Here is a 16,138-nt window from a genome sequence, read left to right as displayed (position 1 = left end):
ATGCCAATTAAACTTTTTTGTTATATTTGGAAAGCATAATAAAAACTATGATAGCACATATTCAAGGTAAATTAGTTGAAAAAACACCAACAGAAGTTGTAATCGACTGCAATGGTGTAGGTTATCATATTAATATTTCACTACATACTTATTCCTTATTACCCAATGCCGATTTTGTAAAATTATTTACGCATTTGATGGTAAAGGAAGATTCCCATTCATTGTATGGATTTGTAGAAAAATCGGAGCGTGAAATATTTAAAATGTTACTTTCAGTTTCTGGTATTGGAGCAGGAATTGCAAGAACAATGCTTTCCTCATTAGAACCCAAACAAATTATTCAAGCATTAGCCAGCGGAGATGTTGCAACTATTCAGTCCATTAAAGGGATTGGAGGTAAAACAGCACAACGAGCTATCCTTGATTTGAAGGATAAAGTGTTAAAAATTTACGATTTAGACGAAGTTTCTATGTCACAAAGCAATACAAATCGAGATGAAGCGTTATCTGCTTTGGAGGTTTTAGGTTTTGTTAGAAAAACTTCCGAAAAAATAGTAGATAAAGTGATAAGTCAAAATCCCGATGCTACCGTTGAAGTTATTATTAAACAAGCATTAAAAAATTTATAATTGTTGAAAACATATTACCAAAAATATACTTCATTTATTTTTAAAACAGCGTGCTTTCTAAGTTTGCTGTTAACTGGGCAACTTTCTTTTGCTCAAGATGATGAAGTTAACGATTCAATAAAAGGATATAATACAGGAGCTATTAATCTGGCCAATCCTAAAAGTGTGGTTGAGGCATATACTTATGACCCAATAACTAATATGTATGTTCTTACAAAAACTTTTGAAGGTTTTAATATCAATTATCCCATCATTCTTACTCCAAAAGAATATGAAAAATTGGTATTAAAAGAGTCAATGCATGAGTACTTCAAGAACAAATCAAAAGCAGTTGATGGTAAAGGAACTGAGGCAGATAAAAAGAATTTATTACCAAGATATTATGTGAATTCAAGTTTCTTCGAAACCATTTTTGGTGGAAATACTATAGATGTAAAACCAACAGGTTCTGTCGAAGTAGATTTAGGTTTTAGACATACTAGACAAGACAACCCATCCTTTTCGCCAAGAAATAGAGCTACAACAACCTTCGATTTTGACCAAAGAATCAGTATGAGTTTGATGGGAAAAGTGGGTACAAGATTAAATGTAAATGCCAATTATGATACCCAATCTACTTTTGCATTTCAAAATCTTATCAAATTAGAATACGCTCCAACAGAAGACGATATTATTCAAAAAATTGAAGTAGGTAACGTAAACATGCCTCTTAATAGTTCATTGATAAGAGGAGCACAGAGTTTATTTGGAGTAAAAGCACAATTGCAATTCGGAAAAACTACAGTTACCGGAGTTTTCTCTGAGCAAAAATCACAAACAAAAACGGTTACTTCTCAAGGCGGTGGAACCATTCAAAATTTTGAACTTTTTGCTCAAGAATATGATGCCGATAGACACTTTTTCCTATCGCAATACTTCAAAAACAAATATGATTATTCTTTAAGAAATTATCCTCAAATTGATAGTAGAGTTCAAATTACACGTATTGAGGTTTGGTTAACAAACAGACAAAACAGAGTTACCACAAATAATAATAATCTAAGAAATATTATTGCCTTACAAGATTTAGGTGAAGCTCCTTTAAATGAATCTGGAACTTTAAATCCAATTCCAGCTACAGAAATAGTGGCGATTAATCCTTTGGATAATCCTCCTATTCCTGCAAATAGCTTTTTTTTAGCACCTGCTGATACTCCTTCTAAAAACTCAAACAATAAATATGATCCTGCTTTAATAACTTTAGGTGGCGGTTTCTTAAATACGAACATTAGAGAAATTGTAACTTCAAATGCAGGTTTTAATAACTCGGTTCCTGTAAGTGAAGGAATAGATTATGCAAAATTAGAAAATGCAAGAAAACTTAGCCCAAACGAGTTTACTTATCATCCACAATTGGGATACATCTCTTTACAACAGCGTTTAGCAAATGATGAAGTTCTTGCAGTAGCTTATCAATATACTATTGGAGACCAAGTATACCAAGTAGGTGAATTTGGTAATGATGGAGTAGAAGCAACACAAGTAGACCCAAGTGGTGTGCCTTCATCTCAAGCATTAATATTGAAAATGCTTAAAAGTAGTTTAACAACAGTTCAAAAACCAATTTGGGGATTGATGATGAAAAACATCTATCAAATTCCAGGAGGTTATCAATTACAAAAAGAAGATTTTAAATTCAATATCTTATATACTGATCCATCACCATTAAACTACATTACACAAGCTAATTCTACTACGCCACTTCCAGCAGGAGTAGAACAAACACCTTTGTTAAAAGTTTTTGGAATTGACCAATTGAACTATAACAATGACCCACAAAACGGAGGTGACGGATTCTTCGACTTTATTCCAGGATTGACTGTAGATCAACAAAATGGTAGATTGATTTTTACCTCTGTAGAACCTTTCGGTAAGTACTTATTTGAAAAGTTAAGAAGTGGAGCGGGTGAAGATTACAATGGTGATCCAACTTTAGTTTACAACGCCAATCAAGCGAAATACGTTTTTAGAACCTTATATAAAAGTACACAGGCAGCAGCTTTGCAAGACAGTGAAAAAAATAAATTCCAACTTAGAGGTAAATTCAAATCTTCCGGTGGAGATGGAATTCCAATTGGTGCTTTCAATGTACCTAAAGGTTCTGTAGTAGTTACAGCTGGTGGAAGAGTTCTTGTTGAAGGCGTTGATTACACTGTAAACTATCAAGCAGGTAGAGTGCAAATTCTTGACCCGGCATTATCAGCTTCGAATACTCCAATTGAAGTTTCTGTAGAGAACAACTCTGTTTTTGGTCAACAAACAAGACGTTTTTTTGGTGTAAATGTAGAGCACAAATTTTCTGAAAAATTCATTTTAGGAGCTACGTTCTTAAAAATGACAGAAAGACCTTTTACTCAAAAATCTAACTATGGACAAGAATCGGTAAACAATTCTATTTACGGAATAAATACTGCTTATTCGACAGAAGTACCTTTCTTGACTAGATTGGTAAATAAACTTCCAAATATAGATACGGACGTTCCTTCTGTGGTTTCTTTTAGAGGTGAAGTAGCTTACTTGCAACCTAATTCTCCAAAAGCCGATCGTTTTGAAGGTGAAGCAACTATTTATGTTGACGATTTTGAAGGTTCACAAACAACCATCGATTTAAAATCACCTTTTTCTTGGTATTTATCTTCTACACCAGAAAAACCAACCACAGGAGTATTACCAAGTTATCCTGACTTTGGAGGAACTTCTAATGGTTTAGAATATGGTTTTAAAAGAGCAAAATTGGCTTGGTATACTATTGACCCGGTTTTCTACACTCAAAGGCCATCTGGAATTTCTGAAGATGATTTGTCATTAAACTCCACACGAAGAATTTTTAGTCAAGAGTTGTTTCCAAATACAGTTATAGCTCAGGGACAAACTCAAGTTGTAAATACTTTAGATTTAACGTATTTTCCAAATGAGCGTGGTCCATACAATTTTAATACGGCAACTGCACCAGATAACACTATACCAAATCCTCAAGATAATTTTGGTGGAATAGTTCGTGCGTTAAATTCAACCAATTTTGAACAATCTAATGTTGAGTACGTGCAATTTTGGATGTTAGATCCTTATTTTGATCCAGGAAATCCTTCTGCTCAAACTCCAAGTACAAACATTGGTAAAGTGTATTTAAATCTTGGTGAAATATCAGAAGATGTTCTTAAAGACGGAAGAAAATTCTATGAAAATGGAGTTGGTAATAATCAAATATTGGTAAATCCGCAACCGCTTTGGGGAGATGTTCCAGCTTCACAATCGTTAATCTATGCTTTCGATTCTGATCCTGGAAATAGAACGGCTCAAGATGTTGGTTTTAATGGATTGAACGATGCTCAAGAAGCAGCTAAGTTTCCAACGTTTTCTTCTTTTGCCGATCCAGCAGTTGATAATTTTACTTATTTCTTAAATACTACTGGAAATATTTTTGATCGTTATAAAAATTATAATGGAACAGAAGGCAATTCACCAATTGATGTAACAGACACCAATCGAGGTTCTACAACGGTTCCAGATGTTGAAGACATCAACAGAGACAATACCATGAATACTATCAATGCTTATTATGAATATGGTATTGATGTTAGGCCAGGAATGGCAGTGGGAAATACAAGATACGTTACCGATGTAAGAGAAACTACAGTAACATTATCAAATGGTGAAACCACTCAAGCAAGATGGATTCAGTTCAAAGTACCAGTTTCGCAACCTGAAAATACAGTTGGAAGCATTTCAGATTTTCGTTCTATAAGATTCATGAGACTTTTCATGACAGGTTTCGAAAGTCAAATTACGTTGCGTTTTGGAGCTTTAGATTTAGTTCGTGGTGAATGGAGAAGATTTGAAAATACATTAGATCCAACCGATACAGATACCTCTGATGATGGTACCGATTTTGATTCTCAAGCGGTAAATATTCAAGAAAACGGTGATAGACTACCTATTCGTTATGTAACACCTCCAGGGGTTCAATTAGAAGAGCTGTTTTTAAATAATACCTTAATCCCACAAAACGAGCAATCGTTAGCATTGAGAGTAGATGGCGATGGTTTAGAGCCAGGAGATTCTAGAGCAGTGTTTAAAAACGTAAGCGTAGATATGCGTCAGTTTAAAAAACTGAAAATGTTTGTGCACGCAGAAGCACCAGCCGATGATGTTCCTTCATTGGAAGATGATGAAATGGTTGCCTTCATTCGTTTTGGTAATGACTTTACAGAAAACTTTTATCAAGTTGAGATTCCATTAAAGAAAACTCAGTTTGGAGATAATTCACCAGAAGGTGTTTGGCCAGAGTCTAATAGAATAGATATTTCTACAGAATTACTAACCAAACTGAAAATTTTAGCTTTAAATTATGTTTACACACCAGGTGAAATTTTCTATAGAAATGAAGATGATCCAGACATGAATCCTTCAGCTTCCGGTAAAGTAAATAAATTAAGGTTAGGTATTCGAGGAAATCCTAATTTCGGTTTAGTAAGAACATTAATGGTTGGTGTAAAAAACCAAACAGATGATTTAAATACACCACAACATCCTTTGAATCCTAGGCGTATTAAAGGTGAAGTATGGTTTAATGAACTTCGTCTTGCCGAAATGGACAACAAAGGTGGTATGGCAGCAGTTGCTAATTTAGATGGTAATCTTGCCGATTTTGCCAATGTTTCAGCTACAGGTAGACTGAGTACTATAGGTTTTGGAACTCTAGAGCAAGGTCCAAATGAAAGAAGTCGTGAAGATATTTTACAATATAACGTTGTAACCAACATGAGTTTGGGTAAACTTTTACCTAAAAAATGGGGAATAAATCTTCCGTTTAATTATGCTGTTGGTGAAGAGTTTATTACGCCTAAATACGATCCTTTCAATCAAGATATCGAATTGCAACAATTAATTGATGTAACGGCTGATGAAGCAGAAAAACGAAATATTAGAAATAGAGCAATTGATTATACTAAGAGAAAAAGTATCAACTTTATTGGTGTGAAAAAAGAACGTGGCGAAAAACAAAAACCACATTTCTATGATCCAGAAAACTTGACACTTTCTTATTCATACAATCAAGTAGATAGACATAATTTTGAATTAGAAAATTTCACAGATCAACAAGTAAACACTACTGCTGATTATACATTTGCATTCCAATCTAAACCAATTGAACCTTTCAAAAAAGTGAAAACGTTCAAGAAAAGTAGCTATTGGAAATTATTGAGCGATTTTAATTTCAATTATTTACCTGCAAATATATCTTTTAGTTCTAATATTATTCGTCAATTCAACAGACAACAATTTAGATTAGTTGATGTAGAAGGTCTTGGTCTAGATGCTTTATACCAAAGAAATTTCTTGTTCAACTATCAATATGGATTTAATTATAACCTAACTAAATCGTTGAAACTTAATTTTAATGCTACTTCCAATAATATAGTTAGAAATTACATGGACGAAAACAATAATCCAGATAACTCCTACACAATTTGGACAGATTATTGGAATATTGGTTCACCAAACCAACACAACCAACAGTTAACGGTTAACTACGAATTACCATTAAACAAAATTCCATTCCTGAGTTTTGTGAAATCTAGTTATACTTATACAGGTAATTTTAGTTGGCAACGTTCCTCATTGGCATTCTCATCTGTTATTTCTAACGGAATTGAGTACAGTTTAGGTAACACAATTCAAAATGCAGGTTCTCATAAATTGAATACCCAATTCAATATGGAAACTTTTTACAAGTATTTAGGATTGAATAAAACCAAAAAGCAAACCAAAACGACACAAGTTGGTCCACCAAAACCTGGTCAAAAAGTAACTAGTCAAGCAGCTACTCCAGCTAAAGATAGAAACATTTTTGTAGATGGTTTAGTTGGTGTTTTAACAAGTGTGAAAAACATTCAAATCAATTACACCGAAAATCAAGGAACTGCTTTGCCAGGATTCCTTCCAAGTATTGGTTTCTTTGGAACAGCTAAACCTTCTTTAGGATTTGCTTTTGGTTCGCAAGATGATATTCGTTTTGAAGCTGCTAAAAATGGTTGGTTAACTTCTTATCCAGAATTCAATTTAAATTATACTCAAATTCTAACTAGAACATTAGATTATACGGCTAATATTGATTTATTTCCAGATTTCAAAATCGACTTGAGTGGAAATAGAACGTATGCTAATAATTTCTCAGAACAGTACGACGTTTCTCTTGATGGAAATTACAATTCAAGATCGCCATACAGTACAGGAAATTTTGCAATTTCAACAGTTTTGATTAAAACCGCATTTAAGAATAGTGACGAGTTTGGTTCAGAAGCTTTTGATGATTTTAGAGAAAATCGTTTAAAAATAGCAAACAGATTGGCCTCAAATTATTACGGAGGCGCACCTTATGCAGTCGATGCTGAAGGATATCCTGCTGGTTTTGGCAAAAATAGTCAATCGGTTTTATTGCCAGCATTCTTAGCTGCCTACACAGGTGCTGGAGCTTCAGATGTTTCCTTAGGAATCTTGAGAAATTTCCCAATTCCTAACTGGAATGTAAAATATAATGGATTAATGCGTTATAAATATTTTAAAGATAAATTCAAACGTTTCTCTTTACAACATAATTATAAAGCATCTTACACAATAAATTCATTCCGATCTAATCTAGATTACCAAGAAGGTGTAAATCCACTAAACGGGAATTTATATGAAAGAACTCTTGTTGGAAATGTGAATTTAGTAGAACAATTTAATCCTTTAATTCGTTTAGATTTAGAAACTAAAAGTTCGTTCAAGTTCCTAGCTGAAATGAAAAAAGACAGAGCCTTATCTCTAAGTTTCGATAATAATCTATTAACAGAAGTAAAGGGAATTGAATATGTAATTGGAACTGGTTATCGTTTTAAAGATGTAATTTTTTCAACTAAATTGGCTGATGATCCTTCTGGGGTTATAAAAAGCGATATTAATTTGAAAATAGATTTCTCTTACAGAAACAATAAAACCATTGTACGTTATTTAGATTATAACAACAATCAATTAGGTGGAGGACAAAACATTTGGTCTGCAAGATTAACTGCCGATTATTCGTTTAGTAAGAATCTAACTGCGATTTTCTATTACGATCATTCGTTCTCTCAAGCAGTAATTTCAACATCATTCCCATTGACAAATATTAGAGGTGGATTCACTTTAAGATATAACTTTGGAAATTAATTGAAATAGTAATAAAAATCATTTTAAAAATTTAAGAATAAACAATACATTTGACCTGAATTTAAACTTACAAACAAAATGAGCATACCAACTAATTTAAAATACACAAAAGACCACGAATGGGTTTCTATGGATGGTGATGTAGCAACTATCGGAATTACACATTTCGCTCAAAGCGAATTGGGTGATATCGTTTATGTTGAAGTTGAAACACTAGACCAAACTCTTGAAAGAGATGAGGTTTTTGGAACTGTTGAAGCTGTAAAAACAGTTTCTGATTTATTTTTACCAATGTCTGGTGAAATTATCGAATTCAACGAAGACCTTGAACGCAATCCAGAAACTGTAAATTCTGACCCTTATGGAGCAGGATGGATGGTGAAAGTAAAAGTGTCTGATGTTTCTCAATGGGACGAATTATTAGATAGCGAAGCTTACGCAAGTTTGATAGGTGCATAATAAAAAAATATTTTTCCTACTAGCCATTCTTTGGACACTTGTTGTTACATATTTGAGTTTGGCTACATTTGACGATGTTAGTAGTGATATAGAAGTTCCATATAAAGACAAACTCGCACATTTTACATTCTATATGATGTTTGTAGTTTTGTGGGCGTTGTTTTTTAAACAAAGTAAATACAATTATAAAATTTTATTTGCTGCTATCGGCTACGGAATAGTAATGGAAATTTGCCAACAGCTATTCACAACAACAAGAAGCGCAGATGTTTTTGATGTTATAGCCAATACAACAGGAGCAATAGTAGGATTACTAATAATTACTAAGATATTTAATAACAAAACCACTCATTGAGTGGTTTTGTTTTTTAGCTTTAAAAGCTTTTCTATTAATTTTTTTACATAAGTTTATTTAACCAAAAAGCAATCATTCCTTCAATATTTTCTATTTTTGGCAGCAATAAATTGGATACAGATTTTTTGTACCTTTATCGTTTCTAATAATTAAGAAAATGAACATTAAACACTATTTAGATTCTACTTATCTAAAAACACCCGAGCAAGCCGGACTTTCTGTTGAAGAAAACACCAAAGTAGTTCAAGGATTTATCCAAGAAGCTATTGATGAAGGTTTTAAACTCATCATGATTCGTCCTGATATGGTAGCTATGGCTAGAAAAATGATTAGTAAAGCTAATTCAATGGTTACGATAGGTACTGTAATTGGTTTTCATGAAGGAACTTATTCATTGGAAGATAAACTTACCGAGGCTAAAAAAGCTATTGAAGATGGTGCAGACGATTTAGATTTTGTATGCAATTATGAAGCGTTCAAAAGAGGTGAGGTAGATGTTGTAAAAAAAGAAGTTCTCGAAGGAACAAAACTAGGATTGGATCATCACAAAATAGTAAAATGGATTATTGAAGTGGCGGCATTAAGTAACGACCAAATTATCCAAATTTCTTCTTTGATTAAAAAGGTTGTGATGTCTAATTTTAAAGAAGAATGTTATCATTCGGTTTATGTAAAATCATCAACAGGTTTTTACAAAACAGAAAATGGTTTGCCAAATGGCGCAACGGTTCCAACTATAATAATGATGTTAGAAAATGGCTCTCCTCTGTCTATAAAAGCAGCAGGTGGCGTTAGAACATACGATGAAGCAGTAGAAATGATTAATCTTGGAGTTAAGAGAATAGGGACATCCTCTGCCAAAGCCATTGCCAACGGACAAACAACAAACAGCGATTACTAAATTATATTCAAATAGGATGTTTAATAAAATAACGATAGCTTTTTTACTTTTAAATGCACTATTGGTTACCGCCCAAAAAGGAAGTGAACAAATGCCAATTTTTCCAAACTGCGCTAAATTACAAGCTAAAGAACTTGAAAATTGTTTCAATACTGAAGTGCAAAATTTTGTTTACAATAATTTTCAAGTACCTACTAAGTTAAAAGACAACAACTACAAAGGAAATGTCATAGTCTTGTTTGAGGTTGACGATAAAGGAACTTTCAAAGTACAATATGTTGATGCTAACGATGAAGATTTAGTAAAAGAAAGTAAACGAGTTTTTGCGGCTATGCCAAAAGTGAGTCCGCCAACGTATAACGGAAAGCCAACTTATGCAAAGTATACAATCAAAATAGCAATTCCACTTCAAAGTGCTGCTGAAATTCAAGCAGAAAAGGAGAAAGAGATTGAGGCTAGCAAGCCAACGACTATTTACTCGCTAAAAGATAAAAATAAAGAACTTACAGAATTTGATAGTATAGTTTATAAAAAATTCAATAACCCACAGTTTCAAAGTCATTTGAGCATTCCATTGTCTCACAGTTTTTATGCGCAATTTGATCCGGCGATGAATCAAGTAGGTAGTAATAATCATACGGCATCCAAACCTTATACTTATGCTGAAGTTTCTAAATATTACAATTTAGAAGCAGAAAATCAAAAGCTAATGAAGAACAAAACTTCATGGTGGGGAAAAAAACTTTGGAATGAAAATACAGTAGCCATTCAAGGAGATGATTATTGGTTTACTATGAATCCTATTTTCGATTTGCAAATGGGTAAAAGCGATCCAAGTGTTGCAGATTATACTTATGTAAATACTCGTGGAATTCAAGTTCGAGGTGGTTTAGGAAGTCAATTAAACTTTACCACAACCATTTTTGAAAGTCAAGGTCGTTTTGCTGATTATTTTAATAATTATGCAGTTTCGATAAAACCATCAGGAGGAAATCCGGCAATAATTCCAGGAATTGGAATCGCAAAAGAATTCAAATCAGATGCTTTCGATTTTCCTATGGCCGAGGCAAATTTAACTTTCGCGCCAAATAAGTTTATTGATTTACAATTGGGTTATGGAAGAAATTTTTTAGGTGATGGATTTCGTTCACTGTTTTTAACAGATGGTGTAAGCCCTATTCCTTATTTTAAAATAAACACTACATTCTGGAAAATTAAATATACCAACAATTATATGTGGATGAAAGATGTTAGAAATGACGCCACAATTGATGGAACTTATGCAACAAAGTTTGTTGCAAACCATTATTTAAGTTGGAATGTTACTAAAAGATTCAATTTAGGTTTTTTCGAATCGGTAGTTTGGTCTAAACAAAACGATAGAGGATTTGACATGAGTTTCGTAAATCCAATTATCTTTTATAGAGCAGTTGAGTTTGCATCATCTTCAAGAAGCGGAAATGCTTTACTTGGTTTAACAACTAAGTACAAATGGAACAATCAAATTAATTTCTATGGACAGTTTCTAATTGATGAATTCTCATTCAATGAAGTAAAAGATGCTAATAAAAGTTGGAAAAACAAATTTGCCTACCAAATTGGAGCAAAATATTTCAATGCGTTTAATATAGAAAATCTGTTGGTGCAAGTGGAGTACAATCATATTAGACCTTACGTTTATTCACATAGCAATGCGTTAACAAATTATGGAAATAGCAACCAAAGTCTTGGACATCAATGGGGTGGGAATGCTAAAGAATTAATTGCAATTGCAAGATACCACAAAGGAAGATATTTTGCTGATGCCAAATTAACAATGGGTGTAAGAGGTTTTGATTTTGATGCTACTAAGAATTACGGTGGAAATATTTATTTAAGTTATAATGATAATAGACCTTTTGACAATGGAGTTACTGTTGGACAAGGGAATAAAACTAATATTTTTATCGCCGATTTACAAGCTGGTTATTTGATAAACCCAGCCACAAATTTGAAAGCTTTTGGAAGTATTATTTACAGAAATTTTAGTCCAACAGTTGAAACAGATGCGTTGAAAAAACAAAGTACTACATGGTTTTCTCTTGGTTTGAGATGCGATATTTTTAATTGGTATTTCGATTATTAGAATTTTAAATAATTTTATGGTTTGTTTTTTGTCAAATCCTTTTTGATGAACTACTTTTGCACCATTAAAAAATCAATTTTTCAATTCCATTGAATTCTACAACTAATACACTTTCGCTCAAAGTAATCTTTAGAGATTTTAAAGAAATCACCAAGGCTGGTTTAGCAATAAGTGTTTTATTTTCTTCAATTGCTGGCTATTTATTAGGATTTGACGAAAGTCATCCGTTTAGTTGGACAACTTTGATAATGTTGATTATCGGTGGATATTGCATGGTTGGAGCGTCAAATGCTTTTAATCAAGTGATAGAAAAAGATTTGGATGCATTAATGGATAGAACTAAGAATCGTCCAGTTCCTGCAGGAAGAATGTCACCAAATATTGCTCTGTTTGTAGCAAGTTTGTTAACGATTATTGGGTTAATCTTACTCTATTTAATCAATCCAAAAACAGCAATGTTCGGAGCGATTTCAATATTTTTATATACAAGTGCTTACACACCATTAAAAACGGTTACACCATTATCGGTTTTTGTAGGAGCAATTCCAGGAGCAATTCCTTTCATGTTAGGATGGGTTGCAGCAACAGGAAATTTCGGAATTGAAGCAGGAACATTATTCATGATTCAGTTTTTTTGGCAGTTTCCTCATTTTTGGGCAATAGGTTGGTTTTTGTATGAAGATTATGAAAAGGCAGGGTTTTTTATGTTGCCAACAGGACAAAGAGATACTAAAACAGCGACACAAATTATTTTGTACACACTTTGGCTAATAGTTGCATCACTTTTACCTTGTCTAGGGTTTACTGGGCAATTTTTTATTAGCCAAATTGCAGCTGTATTGGTTTTTATTTTAGGATTGTGGATGCTGATTTATGCTTTCAAATTATACAAACAAAGAACACCAAAAGCAGCTAGAGTATTAATGTTAGTGAGTGTTTCTTACATTACTTTATTGCAAATAATATATATAACAGATAAATTTTTAAGATAGTTATGATGACAACTGAAGAACATAAAGAACGCACAGCAAGGTCATACAAACTCTTGTTGATTTTTGCGATGATAAGTATGGTGATGATGTTTGCCGGTTTAACAAGCGCAATGGTTGTAAGTAAATCGAGACCAGATTGGCTTAAAGATTTTCAAATGCCAACTGCTTTTTTCATCAGTACTGCAATTATTCTTCTTTGTAGTGTAACCATTCACTTAGCAAAGAAATCAATTAAGAAAGATGATAGAAGTGCTACAACACTTTTTTTGTTAGCAACTCTTGCCTTGGGATTGGGATTTATTTATTTCCAATTTGAAGGTTTTACGCAGTTATTTCAAAATCACCTATATCCAGTTGGAGGATCAGGTTCAATTACCATTTCATTCTTATATGTTTTGGTATATGTACACATGGCACATTTAGCTGGAGGTATAATTTCACTATTAATTATAATTTATAATCATTTTAAACAAAAGTACAATTCGTCCCAATTTCTTGGTATTGAGCTAGGTGCAATGTATTGGCACTTTCTTGATTTCTTGTGGATTTATTTATTTTTGTTTTTATGTTTCTTTAAATAAGAAAAATATGTAAATTTGGGAACTTTTTAACAACAACTTTTTATGGGATCGACAGTTACTACTGCAAATACTGTAGGGAAATCATGGGATGGCGGAAATAATGAGCCATTAGGAGCAAGTTACGGAAAATTAATGATGTGGTTTTTCATCGTTTCTGATGCATTAACCTTTTCTGGTTTTTTAGCTGCTTACGGTTTTTCTAGGTTTAAATTTATTGAAACTTGGCCATTGGCTGATGAGGTGTTTACTCACTTTCCATTTATGCACGGAGTTCCAGCTCCAATGTACTACGTAGCATTAATGACTTTTATTCTTATCTTTTCATCTGTAACAATGGTATTAGCTGTTGATGCTGGACACCAAATGAAACAAGGAAAAGTAGCATTCTACATGTTTTTAACAATCATTGGAGGTTTAATCTTCGTTGGTTCACAAGCTTGGGAGTGGAAAAATTTCATTCATGGTGAGTATGGTGCTGTTGAAACAAAAGGCGGAAGTATTTTACAATTTGTTGATAGCAAAGGAAAACGTGTTGCTTTAGCTGACTTCGCGGTTGTATTACCAGAAGAAAGAGAACAACTTACAAGAGGAAAAGGAAAATGGTTTATGGAAGAAGGTTCTTTACCGACTTATTCTGTGAATGAAGTTTTGGCCGGTTTTAAAGCTCGTCCAGACTTATTAGTAAGAACTGAAGTTATCAATAGTGAAGAAACGCTTAAAACAGCTCAAGGTTTAAATGAAGATAAATCATTGAATAAACCAAAACATAAATTTATTCTTTCAAGAGCAGAATCTGAAAAAAGATTAGCAGATGCTGCATTGGTAGTTGAAGGAGCTAACTTACAACACAATGAATATGGAAGTAAGTTATTTGCTGATTTCTTTTTCTTTATTACTGGTTTCCACGGTTTCCACGTATTCTCAGGAGTCATCATTAACATCATCATTTTCATAAATGTTCTTCTAGGAACTTATGAAAAAAGAAGAAGTTACGAAATGGTTGAAAAAGTTGGACTATACTGGCACTTTGTCGATTTAGTTTGGGTTTTCGTATTTACATTCTTCTATTTAGTTTAATCTTAAGATAAAAAAATAATGGCACACGCACACGAATCGAATACAGGTAGAATTTGGAAGGTTTTTTGGTTTCTATCTGCAGTTACAATTGTAGAGGTAATTTTAGGTATTTTTAAGCCTGAAGCCTTGCATATGACAAATATTTTAGGAACTAATCTTCTAAATTGGATATTCTTAATTTTGACTTTAGTTAAAGCATATGGAATTGTTTGGGCTTTCATGCACATGGAAGGTGAAACAAAAGCATTAAGAAGATCTGTTGTTTGGACAGTTATTTTCTTAGTTTTATATTTAACATTCATTCTTTTAGTAGAAGGCAATTATGTTTTTGAGGTATTTAAAAATGCTACTATTAAGTGGAATTTTTAACATTATATTAATTCAATTTAAAGGTACGCGTTGCGTACCTTTTTTTTATTTTTGTATATTTAAATAAAAAAAAAAATGAAAAAGAAAATCGTTCTCTTTGTATTGTTTGTTCTTCCTCTAGTTACTTATCTCTTTTTTGCCTCAGGAGTTAATAGTTTTGTTAATCTTCCAACCATTACTAAAAATATTCCAGACATAAATACTTGGAAAACGCTAGATGATAAACCTGTTGCTCTTACCAATAAAATTACTATATTAGGCTTTATTGGAACAGACGTTGAAAAACGTAAAGGAAGCTTTTTTAATTTATACGAAAAAATATACACCAGAAATAAAGATTTTAAAGATTTTCAAATGGTAATGATTTTTCCAGATGGAACTCAAGAGCAAGTTAAAGCATTAAAAAACGATATTAGTAAACTTGGAACGCAAGCTGGATGGAACTTTGTTTTTGGTTCGCCACAGCAAATACAAACATTCTATGATAAACTTCAATTAGTCGGTAAATTAGACGATAAGCTTGGAACACCAAATGTTTATATTGTAGATAAAAAGAGAAATCTTAGAGGTAGAAAAGGTCAAGACAAAAAAGGTAAGCCAGAATACAAAGAAGGCTATAATACAGTTTTGGTTTCTGAATTATACAACCAAATGATCGATGATGTTAAAATCATTTTAGCAGAGTATCGATTGGCTTTAAAAAGAAATCACAACGCTTCAAGAAAAATATAATAGACATGAAAAATAAATCTTACATAGGAATTTCATTTATAATTTTAGTGTTTGGGATTATCTTTATACCAAAAATAATCGATCGCATAAAAGACGGTTCTGTTGTAAAAAACGATAGAATGAGTCTTTCAAATGATATTGTAAAAGAGGATGGTTTAATGAAAATAGGGCCAGTTCCTAAGTTTGAATTAACAGATCAAAATAATGCCAAAATATCAGACAAAAGTTATTTAGGTAAAGTATATGTAATTGAATTTTTCTTTTCAACGTGTCCTTCAATTTGTCCTATTATGAATAAAAACATGAAGGATATTCAAAAGGAATTTTCAAAAGAGACCAACTTTGGAGTAGCCTCAATTACTATAAATCCGGAAAATGACACTGTCGAAGTTCTTAAAGAACATGCAAATCAACTTGGCATCACTTCACCAAATTGGCATTTTTTAACAGGTGATAAAGAATATATTTTAAGTTTGGCAAACAAAGGCTTCAATCTATATGCTGCAGAAAATAAAAAAGTGAATGGTGGTTTTGAACATTCCGGACTTTTTGCACTTGTAGATAAAGAAGGAAAAATAAGATGCAGAAAGGATAATCAAGGAAATCCAATTCTATATTATGATGGACTTGAAGCTAAAGGAGTAAAAGAAATTAAAGAAGATATTAAATTATTATTAGAAGAGTAATC

Annotated in this window: 12 protein-coding genes; all 12 read left to right on the top strand. The window is 32.6% G+C overall.

Annotated features, from left to right (window positions below; all coding sequences use genetic code 11):
• Positions 1-47: 47 nt before the first annotated feature.
• The 12 genes from ruvA to ABD766_RS04340 all read left to right on the top strand — a co-directional run bounded on the left by ruvA (position 48) and on the right by ABD766_RS04340 (position 16,136).
• Complete coding sequence (ruvA, locus tag ABD766_RS04395; RefSeq protein ID WP_298307896.1) at positions 48-629, top strand: Holliday junction branch migration protein RuvA; 582 nt, start codon at positions 48-50, stop codon at positions 627-629.
• Positions 630-665: 36 nt separating this feature from the next.
• Positions 666-7,859 (top strand): T9SS outer membrane translocon Sov/SprA, encoded by a 7,194-nt coding sequence (gene sov / locus ABD766_RS04390; protein ID WP_486320565.1) that lies wholly within the window; start codon positions 666-668, stop codon positions 7,857-7,859.
• A gap of 78 nt (positions 7,860-7,937) precedes the next feature.
• Entirely contained in the window at positions 7,938-8,318 is a 381-nt protein-coding gene (gcvH, locus tag ABD766_RS04385; RefSeq protein ID WP_344815546.1) for a glycine cleavage system protein GcvH, read from the top strand.
• Positions 8,319-8,376: 58 nt separating this feature from the next.
• Positions 8,377-8,673 (top strand): VanZ family protein, encoded by a 297-nt coding sequence (locus tag ABD766_RS04380; protein ID WP_344815545.1) that lies wholly within the window; start codon positions 8,377-8,379, stop codon positions 8,671-8,673.
• Between the two features lie 157 nt (positions 8,674-8,830).
• The gene (deoC, locus tag ABD766_RS04375; RefSeq protein ID WP_344815544.1) at positions 8,831-9,574 is read left to right on the top strand and encodes a deoxyribose-phosphate aldolase; all 744 of its coding nucleotides are present in this window, start codon (positions 8,831-8,833) and stop codon (positions 9,572-9,574) included.
• A gap of 16 nt (positions 9,575-9,590) precedes the next feature.
• Complete coding sequence (locus ABD766_RS04370; protein ID WP_344815543.1) at positions 9,591-11,699, top strand: energy transducer TonB; 2,109 nt, start codon at positions 9,591-9,593, stop codon at positions 11,697-11,699.
• Positions 11,700-11,788: 89 nt separating this feature from the next.
• Positions 11,789-12,691 carry a heme o synthase gene (gene cyoE / locus ABD766_RS04365; RefSeq protein ID WP_344815542.1) on the top strand — a complete coding sequence of 301 codons (903 nt, stop codon included), beginning with the start codon at positions 11,789-11,791 and terminating at the stop codon, positions 12,689-12,691.
• Positions 12,692-12,693: 2 nt separating this feature from the next.
• Complete coding sequence (locus ABD766_RS04360) at positions 12,694-13,272, top strand: cytochrome c oxidase subunit 3 (protein WP_344815541.1); 579 nt, start codon at positions 12,694-12,696, stop codon at positions 13,270-13,272.
• A gap of 42 nt (positions 13,273-13,314) precedes the next feature.
• Entirely contained in the window at positions 13,315-14,349 is a 1,035-nt protein-coding gene (locus tag ABD766_RS04355; RefSeq protein WP_298305164.1) for a cytochrome c oxidase subunit 3, read from the top strand.
• Between the two features lie 18 nt (positions 14,350-14,367).
• Entirely contained in the window at positions 14,368-14,718 is a 351-nt protein-coding gene (locus ABD766_RS04350; RefSeq protein WP_298305167.1) for a cytochrome C oxidase subunit IV family protein, read from the top strand.
• 75 nt (positions 14,719-14,793) lie between these two features.
• On the top strand, positions 14,794-15,450 hold the full coding sequence (locus tag ABD766_RS04345; protein WP_298305169.1) for a hypothetical protein: 657 nt from the start codon (positions 14,794-14,796) through the stop codon (positions 15,448-15,450).
• Positions 15,451-15,455: 5 nt separating this feature from the next.
• Positions 15,456-16,136, top strand: a complete 681-nt coding sequence (locus tag ABD766_RS04340; protein ID WP_298305172.1) for an SCO family protein — start codon at positions 15,456-15,458, stop codon at positions 16,134-16,136.
• The last annotated feature ends 2 nt before the right edge of the window (positions 16,137-16,138 follow it).

Source organism: Flavobacterium cheonanense (assembly GCF_039539185.1).
GTDB lineage: Bacteria > Bacteroidota > Bacteroidia > Flavobacteriales > Flavobacteriaceae > Flavobacterium > Flavobacterium cheonanense.
This window is presented reverse-complemented; position numbering and strand designations above follow the sequence as displayed.

Coding starts and splice junctions, on each gene's coding strand:
- ABD766_RS04350 (WP_298305167.1), top strand. CDS start 14,368: ATGGCACACGCACACGAATCGAATACAGGTAGAATTTGGAAGGTTTTT.
- ruvA (WP_298307896.1), top strand. CDS start 48: ATGATAGCACATATTCAAGGTAAATTAGTTGAAAAAACACCAACAGAA.
- gcvH (WP_344815546.1), top strand. CDS start 7,938: ATGAGCATACCAACTAATTTAAAATACACAAAAGACCACGAATGGGTT.
- ABD766_RS04370 (WP_344815543.1), top strand. CDS start 9,591: ATGTTTAATAAAATAACGATAGCTTTTTTACTTTTAAATGCACTATTG.
- ABD766_RS04340 (WP_298305172.1), top strand. CDS start 15,456: ATGAAAAATAAATCTTACATAGGAATTTCATTTATAATTTTAGTGTTT.
- ABD766_RS04360 (WP_344815541.1), top strand. CDS start 12,694: ATGATGACAACTGAAGAACATAAAGAACGCACAGCAAGGTCATACAAA.
- deoC (WP_344815544.1), top strand. CDS start 8,831: ATGAACATTAAACACTATTTAGATTCTACTTATCTAAAAACACCCGAG.
- ABD766_RS04345 (WP_298305169.1), top strand. CDS start 14,794: ATGAAAAAGAAAATCGTTCTCTTTGTATTGTTTGTTCTTCCTCTAGTT.
- ABD766_RS04355 (WP_298305164.1), top strand. CDS start 13,315: ATGGGATCGACAGTTACTACTGCAAATACTGTAGGGAAATCATGGGAT.